General features: G+C 69.3%; 24 protein-coding genes. 15 read left to right on the top strand and 9 right to left on the bottom strand.

Going from position 1 to position 24,904, the window contains the following annotated elements; genetic code table 11:
• Positions 1 to 13: 13 nt before the first annotated feature.
• A complete protein-coding gene (locus tag IT306_04480) occupies positions 14 to 1,063 on the bottom strand; it encodes an inositol monophosphatase (GenBank protein ID MCC7367652.1) in 1,050 nt (349 codons plus the stop codon).
• Positions 1,064 to 1,273: 210 nt separating this feature from the next.
• On the opposite strand from IT306_04480, the gene IT306_04475 reads away from it, so the two are divergent.
• The 3 genes from IT306_04475 to IT306_04465 all read left to right on the top strand — a co-directional run bounded on the left by IT306_04475 (position 1,274) and on the right by IT306_04465 (position 4,578).
• Positions 1,274 to 2,059, top strand: coding sequence for a hypothetical protein (locus IT306_04475; GenBank protein MCC7367651.1), 786 nt, complete (start codon positions 1,274 to 1,276; stop codon positions 2,057 to 2,059).
• A gap of 117 nt (positions 2,060 to 2,176) precedes the next feature.
• Positions 2,177 to 4,171, top strand: coding sequence for a protein kinase (locus IT306_04470; protein ID MCC7367650.1), 1,995 nt, complete (start codon positions 2,177 to 2,179; stop codon positions 4,169 to 4,171).
• A 140-nt stretch (positions 4,172 to 4,311) separates the two neighbouring features.
• Positions 4,312 to 4,578 carry a hypothetical protein gene (locus IT306_04465; GenBank protein ID MCC7367649.1) on the top strand — a complete coding sequence of 89 codons (267 nt, stop codon included), beginning with the start codon at positions 4,312 to 4,314 and terminating at the stop codon, positions 4,576 to 4,578.
• Positions 4,579 to 4,685: 107 nt separating this feature from the next.
• Here IT306_04465 and cobA read toward each other — a convergent pair whose 3' ends face one another.
• From cobA to IT306_04445, 4 genes are read right to left on the bottom strand one after another with little or no spacing between them, the layout of a single operon-like run.
• Entirely contained in the window at positions 4,686 to 6,236 is a 1,551-nt protein-coding gene (gene cobA, locus IT306_04460) for a uroporphyrinogen-III C-methyltransferase (GenBank protein ID MCC7367648.1), read from the bottom strand.
• Positions 6,229 to 7,170, bottom strand: a complete 942-nt coding sequence (hemC, locus tag IT306_04455; protein MCC7367647.1) for a hydroxymethylbilane synthase — start codon at positions 7,168 to 7,170, stop codon at positions 6,229 to 6,231. Before hemC ends, cobA begins: the two co-directional genes overlap by 8 nt.
• A gap of 27 nt (positions 7,171 to 7,197) precedes the next feature.
• Complete coding sequence (locus IT306_04450) at positions 7,198 to 7,833, bottom strand: bifunctional precorrin-2 dehydrogenase/sirohydrochlorin ferrochelatase (protein MCC7367646.1); 636 nt, start codon at positions 7,831 to 7,833, stop codon at positions 7,198 to 7,200.
• Positions 7,830 to 8,507 (bottom strand): helix-turn-helix domain-containing protein, encoded by a 678-nt coding sequence (locus IT306_04445; GenBank protein MCC7367645.1) that lies wholly within the window; start codon positions 8,505 to 8,507, stop codon positions 7,830 to 7,832. Before IT306_04445 ends, IT306_04450 begins: the two co-directional genes overlap by 4 nt.
• Positions 8,508 to 8,672: 165 nt before the next feature.
• On the opposite strand from IT306_04445, the gene IT306_04440 reads away from it, so the two are divergent.
• Positions 8,673 to 9,746, top strand: a complete 1,074-nt coding sequence (locus IT306_04440; GenBank protein ID MCC7367644.1) for a UDP-N-acetylglucosamine--N-acetylmuramyl-(pentapeptide) pyrophosphoryl-undecaprenol N-acetylglucosamine transferase — start codon at positions 8,673 to 8,675, stop codon at positions 9,744 to 9,746.
• A gap of 59 nt (positions 9,747 to 9,805) precedes the next feature.
• Here IT306_04440 and IT306_04435 read toward each other — a convergent pair whose 3' ends face one another.
• The 4 genes from IT306_04435 to IT306_04420 all read right to left on the bottom strand — a co-directional run bounded on the left by IT306_04435 (position 9,806) and on the right by IT306_04420 (position 15,621).
• Positions 9,806 to 11,998: a sodium-translocating pyrophosphatase gene (locus IT306_04435; GenBank protein MCC7367643.1), complete on the bottom strand. Its 2,193-nt coding sequence runs from the start codon at positions 11,996 to 11,998 to the stop codon at positions 9,806 to 9,808.
• A 338-nt stretch (positions 11,999 to 12,336) separates the two neighbouring features.
• Positions 12,337 to 13,308, bottom strand: a complete 972-nt coding sequence (pyrB, locus tag IT306_04430; GenBank protein MCC7367642.1) for an aspartate carbamoyltransferase — start codon at positions 13,306 to 13,308, stop codon at positions 12,337 to 12,339.
• A gap of 133 nt (positions 13,309 to 13,441) precedes the next feature.
• Complete coding sequence (locus tag IT306_04425) at positions 13,442 to 14,368, bottom strand: galactose oxidase (protein MCC7367641.1); 927 nt, start codon at positions 14,366 to 14,368, stop codon at positions 13,442 to 13,444.
• A gap of 158 nt (positions 14,369 to 14,526) precedes the next feature.
• A complete protein-coding gene (locus IT306_04420; protein MCC7367640.1) occupies positions 14,527 to 15,621 on the bottom strand; it encodes a PD40 domain-containing protein in 1,095 nt (364 codons plus the stop codon).
• 346 nt (positions 15,622 to 15,967) lie between these two features.
• Here IT306_04420 and IT306_04415 point away from each other — a divergent pair, with 346 nt between their 5' ends.
• From IT306_04415 to IT306_04365, 11 genes are all read left to right on the top strand, one after another.
• Positions 15,968 to 16,858, top strand: coding sequence for a GAF domain-containing protein (locus tag IT306_04415; GenBank protein MCC7367639.1), 891 nt, complete (start codon positions 15,968 to 15,970; stop codon positions 16,856 to 16,858).
• A gap of 93 nt (positions 16,859 to 16,951) precedes the next feature.
• Positions 16,952 to 17,545: a TlpA family protein disulfide reductase gene (locus IT306_04410; GenBank protein ID MCC7367638.1), complete on the top strand. Its 594-nt coding sequence runs from the start codon at positions 16,952 to 16,954 to the stop codon at positions 17,543 to 17,545.
• On the top strand, positions 17,542 to 18,285 hold the full coding sequence (locus IT306_04405; GenBank protein ID MCC7367637.1) for a sulfite exporter TauE/SafE family protein: 744 nt from the start codon (positions 17,542 to 17,544) through the stop codon (positions 18,283 to 18,285). The genes IT306_04410 and IT306_04405 overlap by 4 nt, the downstream gene beginning before the upstream one ends.
• 7 nt (positions 18,286 to 18,292) lie before the next feature.
• Entirely contained in the window at positions 18,293 to 18,742 is a 450-nt protein-coding gene (locus IT306_04400; protein MCC7367636.1) for a hypothetical protein, read from the top strand.
• A 70-nt stretch (positions 18,743 to 18,812) separates the two neighbouring features.
• The gene (locus IT306_04395) at positions 18,813 to 19,310 is read left to right on the top strand and encodes a cytochrome c maturation protein CcmE (GenBank protein MCC7367635.1); all 498 of its coding nucleotides are present in this window, start codon (positions 18,813 to 18,815) and stop codon (positions 19,308 to 19,310) included.
• A gap of 3 nt (positions 19,311 to 19,313) precedes the next feature.
• The gene (locus IT306_04390) at positions 19,314 to 21,308 is read left to right on the top strand and encodes a heme lyase CcmF/NrfE family subunit (GenBank protein ID MCC7367634.1); all 1,995 of its coding nucleotides are present in this window, start codon (positions 19,314 to 19,316) and stop codon (positions 21,306 to 21,308) included.
• Positions 21,309 to 21,326: 18 nt separating this feature from the next.
• Positions 21,327 to 21,854 (top strand): cytochrome c-type biogenesis protein CcmH, encoded by a 528-nt coding sequence (locus tag IT306_04385; protein ID MCC7367633.1) that lies wholly within the window; start codon positions 21,327 to 21,329, stop codon positions 21,852 to 21,854.
• Position 21,855: 1 nt separating this feature from the next.
• A complete protein-coding gene (locus IT306_04380; GenBank protein ID MCC7367632.1) occupies positions 21,856 to 22,218 on the top strand; it encodes a hypothetical protein in 363 nt (120 codons plus the stop codon).
• A complete protein-coding gene (locus IT306_04375) occupies positions 22,215 to 23,423 on the top strand; it encodes a hypothetical protein (protein ID MCC7367631.1) in 1,209 nt (402 codons plus the stop codon). Before IT306_04380 ends, IT306_04375 begins: the two co-directional genes overlap by 4 nt.
• Positions 23,424 to 23,434: 11 nt before the next feature.
• Entirely contained in the window at positions 23,435 to 24,214 is a 780-nt protein-coding gene (locus tag IT306_04370) for an ABC transporter ATP-binding protein (GenBank protein MCC7367630.1), read from the top strand.
• Entirely contained in the window at positions 24,211 to 24,903 is a 693-nt protein-coding gene (locus tag IT306_04365) for a heme exporter protein CcmB (protein MCC7367629.1), read from the top strand. Before IT306_04370 ends, IT306_04365 begins: the two co-directional genes overlap by 4 nt.
• The last annotated feature ends 1 nt before the right edge of the window (position 24,904 follow it).

The following is a 24,904-nucleotide window of genomic DNA, read 5'->3' as shown; positions in this document are numbered from 1 at the left end:
GGGTAGCAGCCGATCAGCGAGCAGACGAGTCGCTTGAGGAGTCCTGGGGCAGCGCGGATGTTGGACCGGCTGGCTTCGCTTCCGCCGCCGGCAACGGCTTCCCTGTCAAACGCGCCCGGGTCTTCTTTGCGAGCTCGAGCGCCGTCTTGCGCTGCTTCAGCAGCCAGCGGACGGCCTTCGTGGGGCGCGGATGCGGTCGGAGGCCAGCGCCGACGTGGCTCGCCGCGCCCGGCCCGGCCACCAGGACCGGCTGGACCCAGTCGCGCAGGGTCGGCGGCGGCTTGCCAGGGCGGCCACGCGGCACGCGGAAACGCTGAATCGGTCGCCAGCGCCCGCCCTCCCAGGTCAGCGAGACGCCGCCGGCCTCCCGCACGATCAGCGCGCCGGCGGCCACATCCCAGAGTTTCGGCCCGCCGAAGACAGCGTACTGGAAGCCGCCGGTCGCCACCATCGCCAGCTCAGCGACGATGCTCCCGAGGTTTCTGGCCTCGCCGGGCCGCTTCGCCAGCTCGCCGGTCACCGAGAACATGGCGCGTAGGCCCGGCGGCACCGCGACCGGCCCACCCGGTCGGAAGCTGGCGGCGTCGAGCATGATGCGCTTGCCGGCGATCCGCGCGCCGTTCCCCAGCGATGCGCTCAGGACCGCCCCGCCGTCCACCGGCCAGAACGGCACGTAGACGGCCCCGACAATCGGCGCACCGTTGCGGAGCAGCCCGAGCGACAGCCCGTACATGGGCAGACCTGCCGCGAAGTTCGCGGTGCCATCAATCGGATCGAGTACCCAGAGCAACTCGCTGGTGATGGCGTCGCCGGTGCCCTCTTCGCCGAGGATCCCGTGCGCTGGGTAACGGCGTCGAAGCTCGCCCCGCACCAGCGCTTCCATCGCCCGATCGACAGCGGTAACGGGGTCGCGCTGCTGCTTGTCCTTGAACTCGACCTGCTCGGCCCGAATGCCCCCGGCGAAACGCTCGCGCAACGTCGCGGCGGCCAGCATCACAATGTCGCAGGCCGCCGCCTCCACCGCCGCGAGGTCGAGCACGTCCACCGGGGTTTCGTCCATCATGCCGGAGGGTACCATATGCCTTCACAACCCTCTCTGAACCCCTTGCCGTCCCCACGCGCGTTAAACTTCAATGAAGCGGGCGGCTCGCAGACGGGAATACGGCGCCCAATGCAGCCGTTTTGAGCATCAGGCGGACTCGACCAACGCCACCACGGCAGAACGGACATCGGAACCAGCGTGAACGACAGCGAGCACGAGATTCGAGCGGACATGCGTGACGGCGACGACGCCGTCTTCGGCGGCTATGTCGAAGGCACGTCATCGCATTTGCGGGGCCTGGACGATCTCAGCCCTGCCGCGAGCGACCGCATTCGACGGTTCATGGCTGAGTCTACCGTTCGTGGCGGCGTCCGGCCCGGCGACGTTGCCGACCTCTACACGTCGCAAGAGATCGTGGACGATGCCGAAGCGACAGCCTATCTCGACCGCCGCTTCGTCCACGGCGAGGTGCCGGCCGACTGGCGCGCATTCCAGGACGAGTTGTCCTCCGCCTACCTCGACGGCCGCCCGAACTCCTCCGCCGATGCCCTGCTGACGCGTGTTCGCGAGCACAACGTGCGCCTCACGGCAGGCCGCTCGATCTTCGATGACCCCGACGACGACGAGCTTGACGAGGCCTACGACACCACCCGCATGGAGGATCGCGACCCGAACCTGACGGATCTGGATCCGCTGTCTCGCCGTGAGATCGAACGGTACATCGTCTCCGACGTGCTGTGCTACGGCGTCGCGCCGTATCGAGTGATGCAGATGCGCGAGGGGTTCCGCACCTCCGGTGACGAGCGGGCGCTTCAGTACCTCGATCTGCCGTTCGAGCTTGGCGACCGGCCGGCCGATTGGGACGGCCTGCGGGACCGCGCCCTGATGCTGCGTTCGCGCCTGGAGAGCATCGGCGTCGATCCATCTGACGCCTATATCCAGGCGGACAACGCGCAGCCAGACCTCGATGCCGACGACCTGCTGCGCGAGATCGAAGAGCGAGACCGCCGGCGCTGACGTCAGGCGTCGCGTCCACAGCTATCGGGGCCAAACCCTGAGGCACGCTCCGTAGGACTCTCCGTACCTCGAATGGTTCGAGCCGCCGCCACACGGTGCTATGATGGGTCTACCATCATGCTGGAGTTGGCCCCCGGTACAACACTCGGCGCGTACGTCATCACCGCTCGCCTCGGGCGCGGTGGCATGGCGACCGTGTACCAGGCACATCACCCGGCGCTGGATCGCAATGTCGCGATCAAAGTCCTGTGGCCGACGCTCGCCGAGACGCCCGGCTTCCTGGAGCGCTTCCGCCGTGAGGCCCGTGCTGCATCGCGGCTGCGCCATCCGCACATCCTGACCGTCTACGACTTCGGCGAGCATGATGGCATCGCCTACATGGTCACGGAGCTGTTGCCGGGCGGGTCGCTGGCCGAGCGGCTCGGACATCCCCTGCCATACACCGAGATCCTGCGTGTTCTGCGCGGCATCGGGTCGGCTCTCGACGTGGCCCACCGGGCCGGGCTGATCCACCGCGACGTGAAGCCGTCCAACATCCTCTTCACGCGCGACGGCGAGCCAGTCCTGGCCGACTTCGGCATCGCCCGGCTGCTGGAGACGGAGGAGCAGAACCTCACCGTCAGCGGCACGATGATCGGCACGCCGCACTACATGGCCCCGGAGCTGGCGACCGGCGATGAGATCGGGCCGTTCAGCGACCTCTATTCGCTCGGCGTCGTGCTGTACGAGATGCTGACGGGCGAGTTGCCGTTTCAGCGTGACACGCCGCTCGCGACCATCCGCGCCCACATCCACGAGCCAGCCCCGCCGGTCTCGGGAAAGGTCCGACGGACCACGGCGGCTGTGGACAGGGTCGTGGCGCAGGCGCTCGCCAAGGAGCCACGCCAGCGCTGCCGGAGCGGCGTTGCGCTGGCAACAGCTTTCGAGGATGCGCTCCTGGGAGACGATCCGCCGACGCCGCGCCCCGGGACCATCGCCCCGATCCGCCCGACCACGCCTCGCCCGGCCCCCGGACCTGGGGACACCTGGAGCGGGACACCGCCGCCTGGCGCCGTCAATCCGGGCTACAGGCGCGAAACGTACGGAGGCGTGAGCGGACCGGGCGGCGGCTACCCGCCCGGGTCAAGCGCCCCGGGGCCGCCGCCGCACTATCCAACCGGATCCGGTCCGTATCAGCCAGGCCCAGGAAGCGATGCTGGCCGGTGGCACGGTCAAGCAACCCCGCATCCCGACTACGGCGAGGTCATCCCAGGTCCGCCCGCTGACGCCTGGTCGAATCAGGTCAGCGACACCGAGCGTTGGCGTCAGGTCACAGCGCGGCCAGAGCAGCCGCGCCGGGTCTGGCCGCTGGCGCTCATCATCGTACTGCTGATCGGGGTGGCCGCCACGGTGGGAGCGTACGTCGCCCGTTCGCGCGGCTACGAGCTTCCATTTTCGATGCCGGATCTCCCAAGCCTCCCCCCGGCGCGGACGCCGGCCACGCCGACGGTGGTGACGGCGACGCCTACCCCGGTCGGCTCAGTCGTGGGTCCGGGCGGGCCGGGCGCGCCCGCTGTGGGTGGGTCGCCCTCACCGGCGGCCTCTCCGACGGTGAACGCGCAGGCGCCGCCGCCATCGCCGAGTCCGCCGGCGACCGAGCCGACCAGCACGCCGACGGTGACCGCTGAGCCGTCCCCGACGCCATCCGCCACCCCGGAGCCGCCCACGGCCACGCCGACCCCGGACCCGATCCGAGGCCCTCTGGCCGTGCAGATCGTGTCGCCGGCCGATGGCGAGCAGGTGCCTGCCCGCCCGCCCATCATCGGGCGGAAGGCTGGCGCACAGTCACCTGACGAGCACCTGTGGTTGCTGATTCACCCCGAAGGCAGCGCCGACAACTGGTGGCCGTACAAGGGCGAGGTGCTGACCGAACGCGATGGCAGCTGGCAGCTTACGGATGTCGAGATCGGCGGCCCGCCGGGATCGCAGCACGTGCTGGCCATCGGGGTCGTCGACGAGCAGACGCACCAGGCGATCCTGACCCAGATCCGCACCGAGCAGGATGAGCCGTTCGTCGGCGGGCAGCCGCCCGGCTTCCGAGAGCTGTCCCGCGTCACCGTGGTCAAGCAGTAACCCCGGATCGGCCGCCCAAAACGATGCGCCCCTGGTCGGTCGAGCGTATACCCTTCACAGACGAAGAACATCCGAACGCATGGGCCGGGAAATATCGTCGGCGCAGCCCAAGCCGCGCGACGAAGGAGCACACATCGGTGATGGACGAGCGAACGGCAGACGAGACAGCGGTCGAGAAGACGCCGCGCGGCAGCGAGGCTGAGGCTATCGTGGCGGCGGCCCGGCCCGAGCGCATCGGCGTGGGCAGCGGCGATGAGAACGTGGCGAAGCTTCAGTTGGCTGCCCGCTGGGCCGAGCAGTTCGCGCCGTCCGGCGACGATACGCTGGAAGCCGCGCTCGCACGGTTCAAGCGCGCCTACCATTACGTCGACTCGGTCACGAAACTGGTGGAGCCAGACCCCGCCTGAGCCGCCGGCGAGCGCCCGCCAGCACGCGCACGTCCAGTGTCTCACGCAGATCCGGCACACAGCGGGTGGCATCAGGTGGAGAGGCCACCTGATGCCCGCCGGGCGGGTTACCGGGTGCGGCGGCGCTCGGCGGCTCGGACGACCAGGGCATCCACCAGCCCTGGGATCGTGTGAACCGCCGCTTCGACATCGACGGTCAGCCCCAGTTCGCGGGCCGTCTTGCTGGTGACCGGCCCGATGCTGGCAATGGTCAGGCCGGCCAGCAGCTCCAGGCGCCCGCCAATGCCAGCCACCAGATTGCGCGCGGTGGACGAGCTGGTCAGTGTGACCACGTCGATGCCCCGACGCTCGAGGACGCTGAGCAGACGCTCGCGGCTCTCGTCCGAGGGGATGGTGCGGTAGGCCGTCACCTCCGTCACCGTTGCGCCCCGCTCGCGCAGCCCGTCGGCCAGGAGTGGCGGCGCGATGTCGGCGCGGGCGAGCAGCACCTCGACGCCTCGCAGGTCATACGCATTGAAGCCGTCCAGAACGCTGTCCGTCACGAACTCCTGGGGCATCCAGTCGGCCAGGATCGAGCGCTCGCGCAGGGCCGCCGCCGTGCTCGGCCCGATAGCGCAGACCCGCACGCCGGCCAGCGACCGGCCGTCCTTGTCAGCCGCCAGCAGCCGCTGCCAGAACGCCTCGACGCCGTTCGTGCTGGTAAAGACGATCCAGCCGAACCGGCCCAGGTCGGCGAGCGCCGCGTCGAACGGGGCCGGATCCTCGACCGGACGGATCTCGATGGTCGGGTATTCGAGCGGGGCGGCCCCCAGCTCCACCAGCCGCGCCGAGAGAGCGCTCGCCTGCTGGCGGGCGCGGGTCACCAGGACGCGGAGGCCCGCCAGCGGCAGCTGCGAGCGCCAGTCCAGTTGCTCGCGCAGGCTCACCACGGAGCCGACGACCAGCACGGCCGGCGGCTTCAGGCCGGCCGCCTTCACACGGGCCACGATATCGCCCAGCGTGCCCGTCAGGACCTCCTGCTCGGGGGTCGTCGCCCAGCGCACCAGGCCGGCGGGCTCCGAAGACGGCCGTCCGTGGCGCAGCAGGTTCTCGACAATCGACTCCAGGTGCTCGACCCCCATCAGGAAGATCAGCGTGTCTGGCCCGTTTGCCAGCCCTTCCCAGCGGATCGAGCTGCCGCCCTTGGTCGGATCTTCGTGGCCGGTGATCACCGCGAACGACGAGGCCACCTGCCGATGCGTCACCGGGATGCCGGCAAAGCTCGGACCGGCGATGCTCGACGTGATGCCCGGGACCACCTCGAACGGGATGCCGGCCTCGCGCAGAGCGATGACCTCCTCGCCGCCCCGCCCGAAGACGTACGGGTCGCCGCCCTTCAGGCGCACCACGACCTTGCCGGCCAGTCCACGCTCGACCAGCAGCTCGTTGATCTCGTCCTGCGACATCGTGTGCTGGCGCGGCCCCTTCCCGACGAAGACCCGCTCGGCGGACTCGGGGACGTAGCCCAGCAGCTCGGGCGAGGCCAGCCGGTCGTAGACCACGACCTCGGCCTGCTTGAGGCACTCGACGCCGCGCACGGTGATCAGACGGGGATCGCCGGGGCCAGCGCCGACGAGGTAGGCCTTGCCAACGGACGACGACACGGGAGCGTCAGGCATCGGGCACGTCCGGAATGAGCTGTTTGGCGAGCGGCAGCAGCGCCTCGGCCAGCGCAACGCCGGCCACGACGGGATCATCGGCCGGCCCGGAGCTGTGCTCGCGGGCCAGTCGCTTCCCATCCTGGGATGCGACGACGCCAACCAGCTCGATGGACCCACCGTCGAAGACGCGGGCCACGGCCCCGGCCGGCAGCTCGCAGCCGCCACCCAGGCGGGCCAGGAACGCCCGCTCGGCCAGCGCCTCGGCACGGATGGTCGGCCGGTCAATGGCAGCCAGCACGGCGAGGGCCTGCTCGTCGTCGGCGCGGCACTGCACGACGAGCGTCCCCTGACCGGCCGCCGGCGTACATTCATCGACTTCGAGCGCCTGATCCAGCTCCGGGAGCCGTCCCAGCCGCTCCAGGCCGGCCACGGCGACCGTCAGCGCGTCGATCTCGCCCTCGCGCAGCTTTCTCAGGCGGGTGTCGAGGTTGCCGCGAATCGGCGTGATCTGGAGATCGCCGCGCAGGGCCAGCAGCTGGGCCGCCCGGCGCGGACTGCCGGTGCCGACGCGAGCGCCAGACGGGAGGCTGGCGAGGTTTCGCCCGACCCGGCAGACCAGACCATCGCGAGCATCGGCCCGCAGCGGGAACGCCCCCAGCCGCAACCCAGGCGTCTCGTCGGTCGGCACGTCCTTGAGGCTGTGCACGGCGAGGTCCACGCGTCCGTGAAGCAGTTGCTCCTCGACGCCCTTGACGAAGACGCCCTGTCCCAGCGTCGTCAGCGGCGTGTGCTTGTCTCGGTCGCCGGGCGTGCTGGCCGTGACGATCTCGAACTGCAAGCCGGGCCAGCGCTGCGCCAGGAGATCGACGACCTGACGGGTCTGGATCAACGCGAGCTGACTGCCTCGCGTCACGACGCGGAGCGTCTTCGGAGCCGCTGAAGGAGTTGACACGACGTGAATTGTACGAACTCAGCGCGGCTAGCCGGCCATCAGGGTCTCGAACAGACGACGGCGCGCCGCCTCGCGATCTCCCCGGGCGACAGCAGCCGCGACCAGCGGATCGGCGACCGCTCGACGCCACCCGTCAGACCCGACTGACTTCCCCGCCGCTCGCAGGTCGCGCCGCAACTCGGCCATGATCTCCAGCAGCAGCAGGCGCGAGTCCACGAGCCAGTCGGAGAGCTGCTCGCGGAGGTAGCGTGCGAAGGCCGGGCTGCGGCCGCCCGTGGAGATCGCCAGCGTGATGTCCTTGCGCCGCACAAGGGCCGGCAGCGTGAAATCGCATGCGCCAGGGTCGTCGGCCACGTTGACCAGCACGCCGCGCGCCCGGGCGGCCTCGGTCACCTGCTGATTGACAGCCTGGCTGTCGGTCGCAGCGATGGCCAGCAGCGCGCCGTCCAGGTCAGACGGCTCGAACGGGCGCCGCTCGACAATCAGGCTGCCGGCCGCCTCCTGGGCCGCGATCTCCTCGGAGACCTCTGGCGCGACGACCAGCAGATCGGCCCCATCCCGCGCGAGCGCCCCGACCTTGCGCGTGGCCACCTGCCCGCCGCCGACCACCACGCACCGTTTCCCGAAGATCCGCAGGACGACGGGATAGCCTGCAGCGGTCATCGGGCGGCGTTCGCTCCGGGCTGCGCGCCACGTTCGTGGGCGGCGGTCATCACCACCAGCACCTGATCCATGAAATGGTTGACCCGTGAGAGCATATCACTGGCGTGCCGCGTCGGGTTCGTCTGCGCCCCGAGCCACTGGTGGACCGTCTCCAGGACCGGGTTCCTGAACAGCAGGAACGCCTCGGTCGCCTCGGCCAGCGTCAGCCCGAGCCGATTGGCCATCTCACCGTACTCGGCTGCCAGCTCGCGGCCTCGCACCAGGGCGTCGTCGCGCTCGGGCGAGGTCGTGGCAACGAGGTGGGTCGTCAGCAGATTGAGCATCGAGACGCCCAGCAGCCGGAACTGGCGGCGTGCTGGCGCATCGAAGCGCTGAAACCACGGGCTGGACAGGGCGGTCCGCGCGACCTGCTCGTAGCGTTCGTGGCTGGCGAGCAGCGCCGTCGCGAGCGGCTCGGTGTGCTGGCCGCCGCTCGATTCAACCAGGGCGCGCAAGTCGGCCTCGCGATAGCGGCGGTGCCCGCCGGGCGTCAGGAAGACAGGCACGCGTCCGCTGTCAGTCCAGGCGCGCAGCGTCGACTGGTTGACTCCGAGTATTTCGCATGCTCGGCGCATGCCGATCCACGGTCCGTCCTCTGGCGAGGCGGCGAGGACCGGCATTCCGTCTGTGCTCACGCGGCGGCTCCAGCGGAGACTGAGCGGATTCGCAGACAGCCTGCGCCGCTGGTGATCCCTGCTCGAAGGGTATCGACGGCCTCCGGCGGGTGTCAAGGCGGCACGGCACACCGGGACGCCGGGCACGACCGTGACGGGCGGTATACTCGCTGGCTCGGAGGACGGATGCGCGTTCTGCTTGCCGGCGGCGGCTCGGGCGGCTCGGCGACGCCGATTCTGGCGGTCGCAAGCGAGCTGCGGGCGCGGGCGCCAGAGATCGAGCTGCTGTACATCGCCACTCAGGACGGCCCGGAGGCCGCCCTCGTGGTCGAAGAGGGCATCCCCTACGTCGGCATCGCGACGGGCAAGCTGCGGCGCTACTGGGACACCCAGAACGTCACCGACCTGGGGCGGATCGCCTGGGGCGTCGGCCAGTCACTCGGGCACGTCCGCCGCTTCAAGCCCGATGTGGCCTGCGGCGCGGGTGGGTTCGCCAGCGTACCGCCGCTGGCGGCGGCCGGACTGCTGCGGGTGCCAGTGCTGATCCACCAGCAGGACGCGATCCCCGGCCTCGCCAACAAGCTGCTCGTGCCGTTCGCCCGGAAGATCACCGTCGCGCTGCCGGCCACCGTCGGCGCGTTCCCGAGCAACCGCACGACGCTGCGCGGCAATCCGGTCCGTCCGCGCATCTTGAGCGGCGACGCTTCCGAGGGGCTGCGCCTGTTCGGCTTTGAGGCGGGCGTGCCGCTGCTGCTGGTCACGGGCGGCGGGACCGGTGCGCTCGGGCTGAACCGGATCGTGGCCGAGGCCGCCGCGCGCCTGGTCGAGTTCTGCCAGGTGCTCCATCTGACGGGCCGGGGCCGCGGCGTCCCCACGGCCGATCTGGGGCGACGCTACCAACAGCACGAGCTGATCGTCTCGGAGATGCCGCACGCGCTGGCCGCCGCCTCGGTGGTGCTGTCGCGGGCCGGCATGGGCACACTCGCCGAGCTGTCGGCGCTCGGCAAGCCGACCATCATCGTGCCGATGCCAGGCACGCACCAGGAGGCGAACGCCGAGATCTTCGGGCTGGCCGGCGCGGCGCTGGCCTTCGAGCAGTCCGACCTGACGCCGGAGGTGCTGGTCGAGACGGTCCGCGCGATGACCGCGGATGAGACGCGCCGTGCCGCGCTCGGGTCGGCGATGCGGGCGCTGATGCCGGCCGATGCCGCCGCGCGCATCGCCGAGGACGTGCTGGCGCTGGTTCGCCCCGGCCGCTGAAAGGCAAGAAGAAGCCCTCACCCGCGCCGCGGGTGAGGGCCTTGGATCGGCGAGGCGACCTAGCGGATGAACAGCGGCGCCAGCACCAGCGTGATCGTGCTCAGCAGCTTGATCAACACGTGCAGCGACGGGCCAGAGGTGTCCTTGAACGGGTCGCCGACCGTGTCGCCGACGACGGCAGCCGCGTGCGGCGGGGTGCCCTTGGCCTGAACCACGCCGGCGTCGTCGACCAGTTCACCGGACTCGATGAACTTCTTGGCGTTGTCCCAGGCGCCGCCGGCGTTGTTGAGGACGGTCGCCATCAGGATGCCGGCCATCGTGCCGACCATCAGGAACGAGGCCATCGCCTCGGCCTTCAGCAGCAGGCCGACCACGACCGGGAACGCCACCACCAGGATGCCTGGCACCACCATCTCACGGAGGGCGGCGCGCGTGGTGATGTCCACGCAGCGAGCGTAGTCCGGCTTCACCTTGAATTCCATGATGCCGGGGTTCTCGCGGAACTGGCGGCGGACCTCTTCGATGATGTCCGAGGCGGCCTTGCCGACCGCGCGGATCGTCAGCGCGCAGAAGAAGAAGACCAGCGTCGCGCCGAGGAAGCCGCCGATGAAGACGTTCACGTTCGTCAGATCGACGGGGATGTGCGTCAGCTTGGTGACCTTCTTGACCTCGTCGAGGTAGGCGCTGAAGAGCAGGAACGCCGCCAGGGCCGCCGACGCAATCGCGTAGCCCTTCGTCAGCGCCTTCGTGGTGTTGCCGACGGCGTCCAGGGCGTCCGTCCGGTGGCGGGTCTCCTCGGGCGCCTGCGACATCTCGGCGATACCGCCGGCGTTGTCGGTGATCGGCCCGAAGGTGTCCATCGCCAGGATGTACGCCACCGTCGTCAGCATGCCCATCGTGGCGACGGCGGTGCCGAAGAGGCCACCGACCATCGACGCGTGATCGGCCACGTCCGCAGCCGCGACGCCATGGCTCTGGAGGTAGGTCGCCAGTTGCGGGAACCCGGCTGCCCACTGCGAGCCGCAGTAGTAGCTGGCGACGAGCGCCGCCGAGATCACGATGGCTGTGGGGCCAGTCGTCTCAAGGCCGACGGCGAACCCGGAGATGATGTTCGTGGCGGGGCCAGTGCGCGAGGCCCGCGCGATCTCCTGCACGGGACGCCAGCTGCCAGCCGTGTAGTACTGCGTCAGGTAGACGAAGATCACGCTGGTCACGAGACCGACCAGGCCAGCCGTCACCAGCCACCAGGAGCCGAGCATCGTCATCGTCACACCGACGATGCCGAGGGCGCACAGGACGGTCATCGTCCAGTAGCCCCGGTCCAGCGAGGCCTGGGCGTTGGTGACCTCGGCCTGGCCCGCGCCGACGACGTAGATGCCGACAATCGAGGCCAACAGGCCGACGGAGCGGACGACGAGCGGGAAGAAGACCCAGGCGACGTCGTTGGTCGCCAGGTAGATGGTGATGCCGAGGATCATCGCGCCGATGTTCTCGGCAGCCGTTGACTCGAACAGGTCAGCACCGCGGCCGGCGCAGTCGCCGACGTTGTCGCCGACGAGGTCCGCGACGACCGCCGCGTTACGCGGGTCGTCCTCAGGGATGCCCGCCTCGACCTTACCGACGAGGTCCGAGCCGACGTCCGCGGCCTTGGTGTAGATACCGCCGCCCAGCTGGGCGAACAGTGCCACGAAGCTCGCGCCGAACCCGAAGCCGACGATCAGGAACGGAGCCACGGCTGGCCGCGTGAAGCCGCCATACGCCGCGAAGATGCCGAGCACGCCGAGAAGGCTGAGCGCCACGACCAGCAGCCCCGACACGGCGCCGCCGCGCAGCGAGACCTGGAGCGCATCCTTCAGGCTCCTGGTGGCAGCAGCCGCCGTGCGTAGATTCGCCTGCACCGAGATCCACATGCCAACGAAGCCGGCGACGGCCGAGCAGGCCGCGCCGACCAGGAAGGCGACGGACGTGCGCCAGGCCAGCTCGAAGCTGCTGATGTTGCCCGAGGCGTCCTCAATGGGCGGAGCGATAGCGCCAAGCAGCACGCCGATCAGCACCGCCGCCACCACCGACAGCATGCCGATGGTGCGGTACTGCCGATTGAGGAACGCCATCGCGCCTTCGTAGATCGCGTTGGCGACCTCCTGCATCGCGGCAGTCCCCTTGTCGCGACTGAGCACGTCGCGCGCAAGCAGGGCCGCCGCGATGACCGCGACAATTCCCGAGAAAGGAACCAGCCAGAGGATTCCGCTCATTCAACCTCCTTCGTTGGAGCCCGACACCCGTCGCAGCACCGCGTCGAGCGTCGTGCGACATGGCGGAAGACCGAACCATCGTTACCGCGGTCAAGCCAGCCAGACCGCGCTGGGGCAGCGCCCCTCGGCAGCCGACCATCATGCCCCTCAGCAACCTACCTCAGTCTCGTCCCTTCGGCGGTACACCACACACCATCTGGCCGCATCGTGCGGTCGGAGCTCCGGAGGCGCCTACGAAGAAGGATGAGGACGAAGGCCCGAGAGCTATCGCAAGAGTTGAGGCACAGGGGGGATGAGGTTCCCCGAAGAAGCGCACTGGGGATCAGCAAGCGCAGATTCTACTGACGGCCCTCCGGCGGTTTCAAGCCGCTGGCGTTCTGGAGCACCATGGTGAGCAGCGCCATGCGGACGTACAGGCCGTTCTGCGCCTGCCGGAAGCAGGCGACGCGCGGATCCCCATCGAGGCTGAGCGGCAGCTCAGGTCCACGGGGCAGCGGATGCAGCACGATGGCCCGCTCCTTCATCCGCGAGAGCACGCCGGCATCCACGCCATACGAGCGGCGCTCGGTCGTGAACCGCTGCGCCATGACCATTCGGTCTGAGTGGGCGCGCGTCAGGTACACCACGTCGGCGGTCGGCAGCACCGCTTCGAGGTCGTCCAGCTCCTCGAAGGTCGCGCCGGCGGCGCTGAGGCGGTCGCGGATCGCCGGCCGCAGGCGCAGCGTGTCCGGCGACACGAAGCGCAGGCGCACGCCGGGCGCGTTCGCCAGCAGCTCCGCCAGCGAGTTGACGGACCGCTCGTAGGTCAGATCGCCGACCACGGCGATCTCGAGGTCGTGGAGCCGACCTACCTCGCGGTGGATGGTGTAGGCGTCGAGCAGCGCCTGGGTGGGGTGCTGACCGTCGCCATCGCCAGCGTTGATGACGGGAACGCTGGACGCCGAGGCCGCCCGCGCCGCGCCGCCCTCCTCGTGGTAGCGGATCAGCAGCACGTCGTAGCCGTAGGAGCCGAGCACCCGAACACGGTCCTCCAGCGGCTCGTCGTCGCGCTCGCGGGTTTCGCGGAGCACCTCGATGCCGCTGACGGTGCCTCCGAGCGAGGTCATGGCGCTCTCGAACGAGATCCGCGTACGGGTCGACGGCTGGTAGAAGAGGCCGAACATGCGCCGACCGGTGAGCAGGCGCGAGTCGCCCAGGCGATGGATCTCACGCATCAGGTCGGTGCGCGGGAACAGCTCTTCGAGGAGCCACTCCCGCGAGAACTGCGCGGCGTCGAGGATGTGGGACAGCCCACCTTCGCGGATCGTCACTGTGACCTCTCCCACAGGTCCGGCTCAGAGACTGGGCCGGGGCGCTGTCATGGTCGGATCGTGTGGTCGGGCGCAAGCGCACCGGCGCGAAGGGTAGCATGCGTGGCGAGCCGGCGGGGACGGCCGGGCCAGACTATGGCGTCAGGATCTCGTAGACGGCCGTATCCGAGCCGCCGCCCGGCGACAGGCCGCCGCCGAGAACGTGGATAGATCCGTTCACGGCGACGGCTGCCAGACCGTGGCGCGGCGTCGGCATCGGCGTGGCCTGCGCCCAGACGTCGGCAGCCGGATCGTAGACGAACACCTCGGCGTGCGTCTGGCCGGGATCTTCCCCGCCGAAGACGTACACCCGCTCACCCTCGACTGCGCCAGCGATACCGCTGCGGGGCTCGGGCAGCGGCGCACCGAAGGTCCAGGCCCCACCTGCCGGATCGAGGATCTCAACCGTGTCCACATTCCGCGAGAAGTTCCCGATCCGCCCGCCGATCGCGAAGAGCCTGCCGCCAGCCTGCGCCAGCACGAAGTGGTCGCGGGCGACCGCCAGCGGCGGGCCGGCCGTCCAGGCGTCCGTGGCTGGGTCGTAGATCTCGACGACGGGCGTGTTCCGCGCGGCGATGCCGCCGGCCACGTAGATCTGGCCGTTCAGGACGGCTGCGCCCGGCGAGCTGCGGGGCGTCGGCAGGGCCGCCAGCGTCCGCCAACTGTTCACGGCCGGGTCGTACTCCAGGGCGGCGTTTGTCGGGCGGCCGTTCTCGTCGGCCCCGCCGAACGCGTACAGCTTGCCGTTGACTGAGACCGTGCCCATGTGGTTGAGGCCGCGCGGCATCGGCGCCCCCTTGCGCCACTGCCCGGCCGAGAGATCCAGGATCTCGTTGGCGGACTGGCTTTGACCGACGCCGCCGCCAATAACCAGGATCGTGCTGTCGATGGCCGCTGCACCGACCTCCGAGCGCGGCGACGGCATCTCCGGGCCAGTCGTCCAGACACCCTGCGCCGTTGCCGTGGTCACCGCGAGCGCCAGCGTCAGCGCCGTCATCGCCGCCAGAAGCGTTCTACGCATCCATGCCCCCGAGCGTGTCTTCGAGCCGAAGGGTTCACTACTGGGATACGAGCGACCGGACGAAACGGCTCGTTTGACGCCCGGAGTGTGCCCGTCAGGACACACCTGCCGCCTGGAGTGTTCCAGCGAGCACGCCCCGCGATTCGGCCCAGGGCACGCTACCAGTCGATTGCGCCGATGGTCCCGTCTGCGATGCGCCGTGGCTCGCTGGTCCCGCGCGCATCCACGATCCACAGACCGCCAGCGCCGTGTATCGCCAGCCACGCGCCATCGCGGGACCACGCCACCAGTGGCTCGTCCTCCTGAAGCTGCGTCGCCCGCTGCAAGTCGGAGCCGTCCGGCCGCACCCGCCAGATGTTCCACGGATCGCCGTGGGCGTAGGCAACCGGCGCGTCGAACAGCCGGGCCAGGAGGCCCCGGGGCGTCGGAGCCAGGCCGGCCGGCCCTGGACCCACCGCCACGAAGGCGATCCAGCTGCCGTCCGGCGAGAAGCGCGGACCCATCAGCCCCTTGAACGCCGTCGCCTTGACCAGCTCGCGCCCCTCGCCGCCCGTGGCCGGACCGACCCGTAAGGACTGGCCGGTCCCGTCGTCATACATGTACGCCACCAGCTTGCCGTCAGCGGAGATCGAGGGGTACGACGCGTCGGCGAAGAGCTGCTGCCGGTTTCCAGACGCCAGCTCGACCCGCTCGATGCGGGCGACCGGCCGGCCGTTCTCGACGCCCTGAAACGCGAAGTAGATGCTCTGGCCGTCAGGCGCCCAGGCTGGCGCGTCGATGACCGTGCCCGGCTGCGGGCGCGGCACGATCAGCTTCGGATCGCCGCCCTTGGCCGAGATCGTGAACAGCTCCGCGCTGCTCACACGGTCCTCGGGCCGCCGATGAAACAGTGTGTACGCCAGCGTCTGGCGATCCGGACTCCAGGCCACGGCGGTGACGCTCGCATTCTGACGCGGCGCGATCAGCTCCGTGGCCCGGCCGTTCGCCGGGTCGATCAGGCTCACCCCGCCCGACATCGGCATGGCGATCTGGCCGGTGGCGCTCGGCGGGGCGTTGCGCCACGGCTCGGACAAGTCCCAGCCGAGAATGCCGAGTGCCAGGATCAGCGCGCAGGCCGTGACGGCGACGAGTTGTCGCGGGGCATGGCCAGTGCGGCGCTCGCGCGGAGATTGACTCAGCGCTGCCGACTTGCCCGCGGCGGTACCACCCTTGCCGGCCTTCTGTCTGCGCGGTCTAGCACGGTTTGCGCTCACGTTGCTCTCGAACATGCATCAAATGTGGCAGTCAACGAACGGAATCGTGCTGCGCGAAACACTGTAGTTCCACAGGGCTACGACACCATGCCATTCGGGACGACTCAACTGTAACAGGAGTTGCGCGTCGGCCGATTGGCCTAATCTGCACGTTGACCTCCCGATACGTGCACCTGATGGGCATAACCACCGTTATAGTGAGGCAGCAGGCACAGGTATGGTCGATTCACAGGCACCACAAGAGCGGTCGAGCTTGGACCGCCGCGCAGGGATTCGGGGCAGTGGGCGGTACGCCACGGCAGCCGGAAGATCCCATGGCAGGCTGACGTCGGGAGGACCCGGGGCAATGGTCGCAACAGATTCAGTACAGCCGATCTTGAATGCGATACTGGAGATCGGCGAGACATTTGCGGCCACGCTGCGTCTCGAAGCTGTGCTCGACAGTGTCATTGAGTCCGGCATGCGCCTCGCGGGGGGCGACAGTGGCTCGGTGATGCTGCTCTCAGAGGACGGTCGCGAGCTGGTGGTCACGGCGGCCGTCGGTCCGCGCGCCCAGATCATCCTCGGCACTCGGCAAGCGGCCAGCGCCAGCATCGCGGGGCAGGCGCTCCAGTCGAACAGCCACATGGTGGTGCGTGGCGTGGCCGGGCGCGAGGGTGGCGTCAAGTCCGATCACCCGCGTGATCTCGGCTGGGGCCTCGTGATGCCGTTGCGCGTGGCCACCCGTCTGCTGGGCGTGCTGAACCTGAGCACTAGCGTCCACCGCGACGACCTCCCCGCCGAGCGCGTCAGCCTGCTCGGCATCCTGGCGAACCAGGCGGCCATCATGATCGAGGTCGGGCGGCTGTACCAGGATCTTGCGCTGAAGGAGCGCCGCCTCGAACTGTTCGTGGATCGGTTCCTGCGCCTCCAGTCCGAACAGCGGCAGGCGTCCCCGATGCCGGGGCGCCAGGCGCCCGTGAACGACGTGCTGCGGAGCACCGTCGAGGCGTACTCGCGGACGTTGCGCTCGACGCCCGAGGCCATGCCCGACGACCCGGCCGAGCGGCTCTCGGCGCGCGAGCTTGAGGTGCTGGGGCTGATCGTGGAGGGGCTGACCAACAAGGAGATCGCCAGCCGCCTCTGCCTGAGCCCAGACACGGTGAAGAATCACGTCGTGCACATCATCCAGAAGCTGGGCGTGAGCGACCGCACCCAGGCGGCCGTGATGGCCGTTCGGCAGGGCATGATCGCCTGACGCACACCCTGCCGGGCTGGCCCGCGCGCGTGGTATCGTTCGACGTGCGCCGCATCACCCGTGCGGCGACACCGTGCCGCGTAGGAACGCCCCGTGACCGCACCATCGACGCGTACCGACCCGCTGACTGATGCCGCGCAGCCCGCGCCTGAGGTCGGAGCCGGTTCGGCGCGGATCATCGCGCTGGTCGTCGGCGTCGCGATCGTATCCCTGATCGGCCTGATGGTCTGGGGCATCGGGAAGCGCGCCCAGGGCACGACGGGGGCGGTTCCCGTGACGACCCGGCCGGCCCCGACGTTCAGCCTGCCCCTGTTTGAGGGCGGCGACTTCAGCCTCGGGGCGCAGCGTGGCAAGCCGGTGCTGATCAACTTCTGGGCGTCGTGGTGCATCCCCTGCGAGGACGAAGCAGCCGCGCTTGAGGCGGCGTCTCGGACCTACCAGGACCGGGTGGTCTTCATCGGCGTGAACGTGCAGGACACGGACCCGCTGGCGCGCGGCTTCCTGAAGCGGTTCGGCGTGTCCTATCCCAATGGGCGCGACGTGAGCGGTTCGATCTCCGTCGAGTACGGCATGAGTGGCGTGCCGGAGACGTACTTCGTGGACCGGAGTGGGATGCTGGTCCGCAAGTGGCAGGGCCCGCTCGACGAGGCGCGCATCCGCCAGTTCCTGGACCCGCTGCTCCGGTGACCGACGCGCCCCTGGCCACGGTCGGCTGGCTGCTGGCATTCGGCGCGGGCCTGCTCTCGTTCTTCTCGCCGTGCGTCGTGCCTATCGTGCCGGGCTACCTGTCGCTGGTGTCCGGCGTCGCCATCGGGACGGAGCCGGCCTCACGGCGGCAGACCGAGCGGGTGGTGGTGGCGAGCATCCTGTTCGTGCTCGGCTTCACGTTGGTGTTTGTGGCGCTCGGCGCGGCGGCGGGCCTGCTCGGCGGCCTGCTCGACACCTCCCGCCCGACGTTCACGCGGATGGCCGGGGCGATGATGATCGGCATGGGCCTGCTGGTCATGGGCTTCATTCGCATCCCGATGCTGGCGCGGGACTACCGGGTTCACTTCGTGGATCGGTCGTATGGGCCGGTTGGCGTGGTGTTGATCGGCATGGCGTTCGGATTCGGCTGGACGCCCTGCATCGGGCCGGTGCTGGCCTCGATCCTCCTCTACGCCGGCACGGCAGACACGGCGCAGGAGGGCGCGCTGCTGCTGGTGGTCTACTCTCTGGGTCTCGGCATCCCGTTCGTGCTGTCCGGCCTGTTGCTGAGCCGGGCGGTGAACGCGCTGGCCTGGGTCCGGCGGCGGCTGCCGGTTCTCAACGCTATCAGCGGGGGCCTGCTGATCCTGATCGGGCTGCTCTTCCTGCTGAATCAGGCCTACCTGCTCGCGTACTTGAGCGCTGCCAGCCAGCGGCTGCTCGAACCGATCTTCCGGTAGCCTGCCGGTGCCCGCGGGCGTCGAGGCGACGGATCTGCTGCTCGTCGTGATGCGCTGGCTGCACGCGATGGCCGCCGTGGTGTGGATCGGCACCGTCATTTTCGAGCTACTGGTGGTGCAGCCGGCCTGGGACCGTGAGCCGCCGCCTGAGGTGCTGGCGAGCTTCGACGCGTCGCTGCGCGAGATCGTCCAGGCGGCGCTCTTCGTGTTCCTGATCTCGGGGGGCATCCTGACCGGTGAGCGCCTCTCACGGGGGGCGGCCACGACGGCCTACACTGTGACGCTCGGTCTGAAAATCGTGCTCTCCCTGGTGATGTTCCAGGTTGGGTACCGGTTCCGGCGGGCGCGTGGCGCGCAGCGGGTGCGCGGACTGAAGATCCTGGCTGCACTCGGAGCAGTCATCGTGCTGCTGGCGACCATTTTGAAATGGCTGTACGAGCGCGCGCTGCTGCCCTAACGTGTCGGGTTGATGAAACAGCCGGCCGAGCGCCCAAACCGGAGACACGGGCGGCCCGGCGAGGAGTACAATGCCCTCATCAGGGCCGCGCCCCCCTTCCTCAGCGGCCCGGAGGTTCCCCGTGCAGTCCTCTCTTTCGCGGCCCACGGCCGGCCCGGCGTCCCACGGACGTCACCTCAAGCTCCTCGTGGCCGGTGGTGCTATCGCCATTGCTGTTGCTTACCTGATCGTAACCGCGCTCCAGACATCGACCGTCTACTACATCACGGTCGGCGAGCTGTTGCAGCGCGGCACGGCCGGCGCCTCCCAGCAGGTGCGCGTCGCCGGAGACGTGGTGCCCGGCTCGGTCGAGAAGATCGACTCCGGCCTGGCGATTCGCTTCCTGGTGCACGATGGCAGCGGCCAGATGCCGGTCTACTACAAGGGCGGCCCGGTGCCGGACATCTTCGGCGAAGAGGTCCAGGTGGTGGTCGAGGGCAAGGTCGGCCCGGATGGGACGTTCCAGGCCTCGACGCTGCTCGCCAAGTGCCCATCAAAGTTCGAGTCTGAAGGCGTCACGGGAGCCTGATCGATGGCTGACTTTGGCCACATCGCGATCGTCGCGGCGTTCGTGGTGGCGCTGTACGCTGCCGTGGTCGCACCCCTCAGCGTCAGGCTCAAGATGCCGGAGCTGGGCGCGAGCGCCCAGCATGCGGTGTACGGCGTCGCCGTCCTGATGATCGTCGCCAGCGCCACGCTGCTGACGGCCTTCCTGACCAACGACTTCTCGATCCGCTACGTCGCCGAGCATTCGAGCCGCGAGATGCCGTTGTCGCTGGTCGCCGCTGCGTTCTACGGCGGGCAGGCCGGCTCGCTCCTGTACTGGGGCACGACGCTCTCGATCTTCAGCGCGGTCGTGGCATGGCAACACCGCCGTACCGACCGTGCGTTCATGGCCTTCGTCCACATGACGCTGATGGTCGTCGCGGCCTACTTCGGCCTGATCCTCGGATTTGTCGCGAACCCGTTCGAGAAGATGCCGGTGACGCCGCCGAACGGGGCTGGCCTCAATCCGCTGCTCTACGACCTGGGCATGCTGTACCACCCGCCGATGCTCCTGGCCGGCTACATGAGCTGGACCGTGCCGTTCGCCTTTGCGGTGGCGGCCCTGGCGACTGGTCGGCTTGACTCCTGGTGGATTCAGACGACGCGCCGCTACGCGCTGGTCGCGTGGGCCGTGCTGGGCATCGGCAACATGCTCGGCGGCTGGTGGGCCTACCGGGTGCTGGGCTGGGGTGGCTACTGGGGCTGGGATCCCGTCGAGAACTCGGCGATCATGCCCTGGCTGATCGGCACCGCCTTCATCCACTCGGTCATGATCCAGGAGCGGCGGGGCATGCTCAAGGTCTGGAACATGGCCCTGGTGCTGGTGACGTTCTACCTCGCCATCTTCGGCACGTTTGTCGTGCGGAGCGGCGTGATCACCTCGGTCCACTCGTTTGCCCAGTCGGCCATCGGTCCGTACTTCCTGAGCTTCCTGGTGCTCGTCATCGCCAGCACGCTCGGGCTGCTGTTCTACCGACTCCCGCAACTGCGGTCTGACAACCAGTTGGACTCGATGCTCTCGCGCGAGGCGAGCTTCCTGCTGAACAACTTGCTCTTCCTGGGGCTGGTCTTCGCGATCTTCTGGGGCACCATCTTCCCGCTCGTCTCCGAGGCTGTGCAGGGCGTCAAGATCACCGTCGGTCCTCCGTTCTTCAATCAGGTGGCCGGCCCGATCATGATCGGGCTGCTGGTGCTGATGGGCATCGGCCCCTTGATGCCGTGGCGCAAGGGCAATCAGGCGTCACTGGTGCGGCTGTTCGGGCCGTCCGTGGCGTTCGGCGTGCTGGTCGGGCTGGTGGTCGGGATCTGGAAGGGGTTCGATCAGCCGAAGGCGCTGTGCGCCTTCGCGGCGTGCGGGTTCGTCACGGGCACCATCGTCTCCGAGGTCGTGCGCGGAACGCTTGCGCGGCGACAAGCCACGGGCGAGGGCCACCTGACGGCGCTCGGGAACCTGATCACGCGGAACAACCGTCGCTACGGCGGCTACGTCGTTCACCTGGGCGTGGTGATGATCGCGGTGGCCGTCACGGCCTCGTCGATGTATCAACTTGAGGCGATGGCCCGCCTCAAGCCCGGCGAGGCGATGTCCATCGGCGAGTACCGGCTGACCTACAACGGCATGCGCGAGCGTCAGGAACCGGGCGTGCGGATCATCGAGGCGCAGATGGCAGTCGAGGACTCCGGGCAGCTTGCCGGCGCAATCGTCACCGACAAGCGCTTTTTCCGAGGCTTCGAGCGCCAGCCATCCACCAGCGTCGGCATCCGCACCACGGCGGTGGACGATCTCTACGTGGTGCTGGCCGGCTGGGAGACGGACACGACGGCGAGCTTCATGGTGTTCGTCAACCCGATGGTCATCTGGATCTGGCTGGGCGGCATCGTCGCGGTCGCCGGGACGCTCGTGGCTGGCTGGCCGCAGGCAACGCCGCGCGTGGTCACGGCAAACGTGCCAGGACGTGGCCTCGCCGTTGGGCGAGCCTGAGAGAGGCGGGTCCAGGACATGAGGCGCCAACTTCTCTCGGCTGCGCTGCTGGCCCTGCTGGTCGTGACCGCCACCGTCAGCGTGGTGGCGGCCGACCAGATCGACGACGACACCCGCCGCATCGGGAAGCAGTTGCAGTGCCCGGTCTGCAACGGCTCGCCGGTCTCGGACTCGCCGTCCGACCTGGCCGGGCAGATGCGGTCGGTTATCCGCGCCAAGCTTCAGGCTGGCGAATCCGAGCAGGAGATCATCGGCTACTTCGTCGAGCGCTACGGCGACATGGTGCTGATGGAGCCGCCTCGGCGCGGCTTCGGCCTGATCGTCTGGTCAGTACCGATCGTCGTGCTCCTGGCAAGCGCTGCCTTGCTCGCGCGGGTCAGCCAGGGCTGGCTGCGCCGGCGGCGCACGGCGGCCTTGCTGGTCGCCACCGGACCGGTTGCCCGGCCGGTCCAGAACGGCACGGCGCACGGCGGCGGGGCAGCAGCACAGGTCTCCGCGTCTGACCGCGCCCGCGCCGAGCTGGAACAGTTCAAGCGGAGGGCCTGAGGTGATCGAGTACCTCGCTGGGTCCGTACTGGTCGTCCTGGTGCTGGCGTTCGTCGGGTGGCCGCTCCTGCGTCGACAGTCCGGCCATGCTGTCACGTCGGCGCTCGCGCCTGATCCGGCCCGGCAGCGCGCCTCGATCTACCGCGAACTGGTCGAGTTGGAGCTGGATCACCGCATCGGCAAGGTCAGCGCCGACGACTTCCGCGAGCAGGCCGACGGGCTGCTGGCGCGGGCAGCTGCCCTGATCGTGGTCGAGGACGCCGAGAACCACACCGCCGAGGAACAGATCGAGCGTGAGATCAGCTCGATGCGTGAAGCGCTGAAGGCGACATCCTCCAGCGTCACCCGGGACGGCGCATCATGACCGCCGGCGGCCTGCGTCGGCTGGTGCTCCTGCTCAGCCTGCTGGTCGGCGCGGCGATCTGGCCGCTGTCCGCACAGGCGCAGACGCCGGCCACGGGCGATGGCGTCATCAGCGGGACGGTAGCGAACGGCACGGCCGGCGGCGCGGTCCCCGCTGACCTGGAAGTGACTGTCCACGTTCTCACCAACCGCGCCAAGACCGACGAGAAGGTCGTCCGGACGGATGGCAACGGTCAGTTTCAGCTGGGCGGGCTGGCGACCGGTCCCGAGATGATCTACTTCACGGTGGTCGAGTATCAGGGCGTGGTCTACTTCCCCGACCGCCCGATCATCTTTCAGGACGGGCCGGCGGTTCAGACGACCATCACCGTCTTCGACGCCTCCCCGATGGACTCCAACCTGTTCTACGACCGGCTGAACCTGCTGCTGATCGACACCAGCCCCACGGCGCTGACGATCATGGAGATGGGCTCCGTCAACAACCCCGGCGACAAGACGTTCGCCGCCGACCCGATGGTGACGGGCAGCGCACGGACGCTCCGCTTCAATCTGCCGCCCGGCGCCACCCAGATCAGCCCGCAGGCCGGCCTGCCGCAGGACTCGCTGGAGCAGACCCCGGACGGCTTCGCTACGACTGACCCCGTCAAGCCCGGGCGGCGTGAGATCGCCTTCGGGTACGAGCTGCCGTATCAGTCGGCGACCCTCGACCTGTCGCGCACCTTCTCGCTGCCGGTCGGGGCGTTCACCATTTACGTCCCCGGCGACGACATCCAGCTCATCGGGCCGGGCTTCGCGATGAACGGCACCGCCGACCTGGGCGGTCGGACGTTCCGCCGTTTCGAGATCCAGAATGTGACGCCCGGGGCCGACGTGCGCTTCCGCCTGTCGGGCCTCCCCGCTCCGTTCTTCGGAAACCCGCGCGACCTGGGGCTGGCGGTCGTCGGATCGGCGACGCTCGCCCTGGTGGTCTTCGTGATCCTGGCCGTGCGTCGGCGACGGCAGGCGGCCGGTGTGTCGAACGCCGGCGAGCCTGCTGATCTGTCCGACGATCCCGTGCTGGCCGAGCGTCATTCGCTGCTGCGCTCCGTGGCCGAGCTTGACGAGCAGTTCGCGGCTGGCTCCCTCGACCAGGAGACCTACCAGGCGCGGCGCGGCGAGCAGAAGGCGCGATTGGTGGCGCTGACGCGTGCGTCCGCCGACGCCTGATCGGAGGGGCCGTGGATGAGGCCGCACGACCGGCCGTGGACGTGCGCCGGCTCCGTGTCGTGCTCGGAGACCAGACCGTTCTCAGAGGGATCGATCTCACAGCCGCGGCTGGCTCACGGGTCGGGCTGGTGGGGCCGAATGGCGCGGGGAAGAGCACCTTGCTGCGGGCGCTGGCCGGCCTGCTGCGCCCGGAGCGCGGGACGATCCTCCTGAACGGCGTCGAGCTGGCCGAGGATCCCTGGCACGGCCGGCGCGCCGTCGGCGTGGTCGGACATCAGCCGATGCTCTACCCGGAGCTCACGGCCCGCGAGAACCTGCAGTTCTACGCGCGGCTGTACGGCCTGCCAGATGCCGGGGCGCGCGCCGACGAAGGGCTGCGCCGCGTGGGTCTGGAGGAGCGCGCTGGGAGTCGGGCGGGCGCTCTCTCGCGCGGGATGCTCCAGCGCGTGGCGCTCGCCCGCGCCCTCCTCCACGACCCGTCGATCCTGCTGTTGGACGAGGCCGAGTCCGGCCTCGACGCCGTCGCTACCGACCACCTGTTGGACGTGCTGCGGGCCGAGCATGGCCGGCGCACGGTCATCCTGGCCAGCCACGATCTGAGCTTCGTGCAGGCGGCAGCCGAGCACGTCGTACTGCTGCGGGCCGGCCGAGTGGTCGAAACGCTCGATCTGGCAGGACAAACCCTGTCATGGCTACAGGAACAGTACGCCAACGTGCTGACGCGGTCCGCGCGACCTCACGAGGCGGGCGTGCCAGCCCTGACGACGACCGTTGGCGTGGGCCGTTCATGACGGACCGTTCGGCGCGCTCGCCGTTCATCAGCACGGTTTTGACCCTGGTCTGGCGCGACATCGTGGCCGAGTATCGCTCGCGCGAGATCGTCGGCGGCGGGGCGGTCTTCGCGCTGCTGGCGCTGGTCGTGTTCAACTTCGCCATCGATTTCCGCCAGGACACGGCGGAAGACGTAGCGCCCGGCATCCTCTGGATCGGCTTCGCGTTCGCCGGGATGCTCGGATTCGGCCGCTCCTTCGCCGGCGAGCGCGAGCGCGGCACGCTCGACGGCCTGCTGCTGGCCCCCGTGGACCGTGGCGCGATCTACCTTGCCCGGGCCATCACCAACACGCTGCTGATGGGCGTGGTGGAGTTGGTGAGCCTGCCGATCTTCGTCGGACTGTACAACGTCAGCGTGGCCTGGGGCGCGCTGCTCCTGACAACAGCCCTCGGCACCATCGGCTTTTCTGGCGCGGGCACGCTGGTGGCGGCCATCGCCTCGAACACCCGCGCCCGCGAGGTACTCCTGCCCTTGCTGCTCCTCCCGCTGACCGTGCCGGTCCTGATCGCCAGCGTCAAAGCCTCGGCGCTGGCGATGGGCGCTCGCCCTGTCGAACAATTGCCGTGGACCCAGTTGTTGCTCGGCTTCGACGTGATCGTTATCGCCGCCTCGTTCCTCGTGTTCGAATACGTGCTCGATCCCTCATAAG

This window comes from Chloroflexota bacterium (assembly GCA_020850535.1).
Taxonomy (GTDB): domain Bacteria; phylum Chloroflexota; class UBA6077; order UBA6077; family JACCZL01; genus JADZEM01.
This window is presented reverse-complemented; position numbering and strand designations above follow the sequence as displayed.

Excerpts from the sequence above, each read along its gene's own strand:
- IT306_04480 (MCC7367652.1), bottom strand. The coding sequence starts at position 1,063 with ATGATGGACGAAACCCCGGTGGACGTGCTCGACCTCGCGGCGGTGGAG.
- IT306_04475 (MCC7367651.1), top strand. The coding sequence starts at position 1,274 with ATGCGTGACGGCGACGACGCCGTCTTCGGCGGCTATGTCGAAGGCACG.
- IT306_04470 (MCC7367650.1), top strand. The coding sequence starts at position 2,177 with ATGCTGGAGTTGGCCCCCGGTACAACACTCGGCGCGTACGTCATCACC.
- IT306_04465 (MCC7367649.1), top strand. The coding sequence starts at position 4,312 with ATGGACGAGCGAACGGCAGACGAGACAGCGGTCGAGAAGACGCCGCGC.
- cobA (MCC7367648.1), bottom strand. The coding sequence starts at position 6,236 with ATGCCTGACGCTCCCGTGTCGTCGTCCGTTGGCAAGGCCTACCTCGTC.
- IT306_04450 (MCC7367646.1), bottom strand. The coding sequence starts at position 7,833 with ATGACCGCTGCAGGCTATCCCGTCGTCCTGCGGATCTTCGGGAAACGG.
- IT306_04440 (MCC7367644.1), top strand. The coding sequence starts at position 8,673 with ATGCGCGTTCTGCTTGCCGGCGGCGGCTCGGGCGGCTCGGCGACGCCG.
- IT306_04435 (MCC7367643.1), bottom strand. The coding sequence starts at position 11,998 with ATGAGCGGAATCCTCTGGCTGGTTCCTTTCTCGGGAATTGTCGCGGTC.
- IT306_04425 (MCC7367641.1), bottom strand. The coding sequence starts at position 14,368 with ATGCGTAGAACGCTTCTGGCGGCGATGACGGCGCTGACGCTGGCGCTC.
- IT306_04415 (MCC7367639.1), top strand. The coding sequence starts at position 15,968 with ATGGTCGCAACAGATTCAGTACAGCCGATCTTGAATGCGATACTGGAG.
- IT306_04395 (MCC7367635.1), top strand. The coding sequence starts at position 18,813 with ATGCCCTCATCAGGGCCGCGCCCCCCTTCCTCAGCGGCCCGGAGGTTC.
- IT306_04390 (MCC7367634.1), top strand. The coding sequence starts at position 19,314 with ATGGCTGACTTTGGCCACATCGCGATCGTCGCGGCGTTCGTGGTGGCG.
- IT306_04385 (MCC7367633.1), top strand. The coding sequence starts at position 21,327 with ATGAGGCGCCAACTTCTCTCGGCTGCGCTGCTGGCCCTGCTGGTCGTG.
- IT306_04375 (MCC7367631.1), top strand. The coding sequence starts at position 22,215 with ATGACCGCCGGCGGCCTGCGTCGGCTGGTGCTCCTGCTCAGCCTGCTG.
- IT306_04365 (MCC7367629.1), top strand. The coding sequence starts at position 24,211 with ATGACGGACCGTTCGGCGCGCTCGCCGTTCATCAGCACGGTTTTGACC.